The sequence below is a fragment of the Cupriavidus sp. 01L46 genome, from assembly GCF_056399905.1.
Map to the genome: position 1 here is coordinate 1 of NZ_JBFTSF010000549.1, position 1,920 is coordinate 1,920.

Below are 1,920 nucleotides of genomic sequence, written 5' to 3' on the forward strand. Positions count from 1 at the left end.
CTTCAACGCTTTGCGTCAGGTCCTCGTTGAAGCCTTCGATTCGGCGCAGGTTCGCGACAAAATGCCGACCGAGCACGAGTGCCATGCCGATCATCTGCAATTGGGAAGTTAGTGCGGTGTAGAAAACAAAACCGCCGATGATCGTGAGAAATGTCAGCAGATCGTGAACGCCGGCGACCATGAAAACCGCAGTGCAACAGGCGAGGATACGGTGCTCGGTGCGCCCTTGTCGCCAGGCGAAGAAAATGAAGACCAGGCTGGTCGCAAAGAAATGGATGGCCTGCCCGATATACAGCACTGTTCGTACATCATGAATCCGCTGGTGTGGCACGCATAGTTGTATCGCGCTGGAAAGGATGACGATGAGCCAGAGAACGCGCTCGAAGCGCGGCCAGCGTCGTGCACAAAAACGCAGGGTGAAGACGGTGTAAGAGGTGCAGTACACCGAGAATGCGACGACGTTGGCGATTTCCCATCCGTCCGTGCTCGCGAACGGCCAGGGGCTGGTCGCGGTCTGGTTGCAGCCGAAAATCCACCACGTAAGCGACATAAGGGAAAACCAGCTATAGACGGTTTCCCGACGCCGCATCAGCCACATCGACAGGAAGAAACATCCCAACGTGGCGGTGACAGCAAGGCTGAACAACTGCAAATCAATCCGGATCCAGCGAGCGTCGTTAGATCGTGCTTGCAGGAGCGCGGGAGGCCCGATTGCCGCGCTTCCCAATCCGCACTGGTAGATAGCGAACCCGGACACGCGCACGAACATCGTGTTGGTGCCTTCATGCAGGAGCGCGGACGGCAGCAGCAAATAGCGCGGCATGTTCCAGGCGCGCGACAGCGGCTCGGAGAGGTGGGCATCGCTATCAAGAAGGGTGCCGTTCAGATAGATCGCACCAGACATATTGAGGTAGTCAAGCAAGACTGCGACAGGCGTGTCGACGCGCGCCTGTTGCCAGCTCAGCCGGTACCATACGACGCCATCAAAATCAGGCCAGCGCGTCGACCAGACGTCGGGAAGCTTGACGTCGACCCAACCGGCGGCAGGAGGGTGATCCTGCTCGATTGGGATTGCGGGTTGTGCGTCCAGCGGGTAGGCGCGGACAGCTTGGACGCTGACGAACGAAAGCGCTTCAGCTGGCTGGGTTGCAGTTGCCGCGGCCGACGACGAGGGCGTGAGCACGCATGTGCAAATTATGGCAGCCAGCCATACGAGCGCGCTTCGAAGATTGCCTGCGTGCGTGAATTGACGGCGAGCTTCTTGTAGATATTTCTGATGTGGCATCCGACCGTCAGCTTCGATAATGACAGGACGTCGGCGATTTCGCGATTGGTCAACCCCTTGGACACCAGCGAGAGAATCTCGATCTCGCGTGCGCTAAGAGGTGATGTCTCGCCTTGTTGCGATGCCCTGGCCGTTTGATTCGCGAGCAGTGTTCCCCCGGTACCGATCAGTTCAAGAATGCGTTTCGCAACAAACGGATCAATCGGTGCCCCGCCGCGCAGCGCGCTGCGGATCGACAGCGAGATCTCGACCTCGTCGCGCTCCTTGAGCAAATAGCCGGTCGCGCCAGCTTGCAGTGCCGTCACGACTGTCTGTTCGGTATTCCAGGTGGAGATTACCAGAATCGGCAACGCCGTATCACGCTGGTGGAGAACGCGAATGAGGTCGATCCCGTTCCCGTCCGGCAGGCCGACGTCGACCAGCGCCATCGCGATGGGCTGTTCGGCGACAAGTGCTTGGGCTTGGGCGATGTTGCCAGCAAACATCAACGCTTCGCTCGTGTAGCCCAGCGACATCAGCAAATCGCGCAAGCGCATCTGCGTCAGCGGATCGTCTTCGACGATCAGTATCGGGCCTGGCAGCAGCGAGTCGTCGGGATTCGAGGAGACGTTAGTCATGGGCGAGTTCAGCAGTAT

Annotated in this window: 2 protein-coding genes; both read right to left on the reverse strand. The window is 58.9% G+C overall.

Going from position 1 to position 1,920, the window contains the following annotated elements:
* On the reverse strand, positions 1 to 1,183 hold a 1,183-nt coding region (locus tag AC1DS3_RS38190), incomplete at its 3' end, for a 7TM-DISM domain-containing protein (RefSeq protein WP_477129313.1).
* Positions 1,184 to 1,194: 11 nt separating this feature from the next.
* Complete coding sequence (locus AC1DS3_RS38195) at positions 1,195 to 1,902, reverse strand: response regulator transcription factor (protein ID WP_441631964.1); 708 nt, start codon at positions 1,900 to 1,902, stop codon at positions 1,195 to 1,197.
* Between the last annotated feature and the right edge of the window lie 18 nt (positions 1,903 to 1,920).

Coding starts and splice junctions, on each gene's coding strand:
- AC1DS3_RS38195 (WP_441631964.1), bottom strand. CDS start 1,902: ATGACTAACGTCTCCTCGAATCCCGACGACTCGCTGCTGCCAGGCCCG.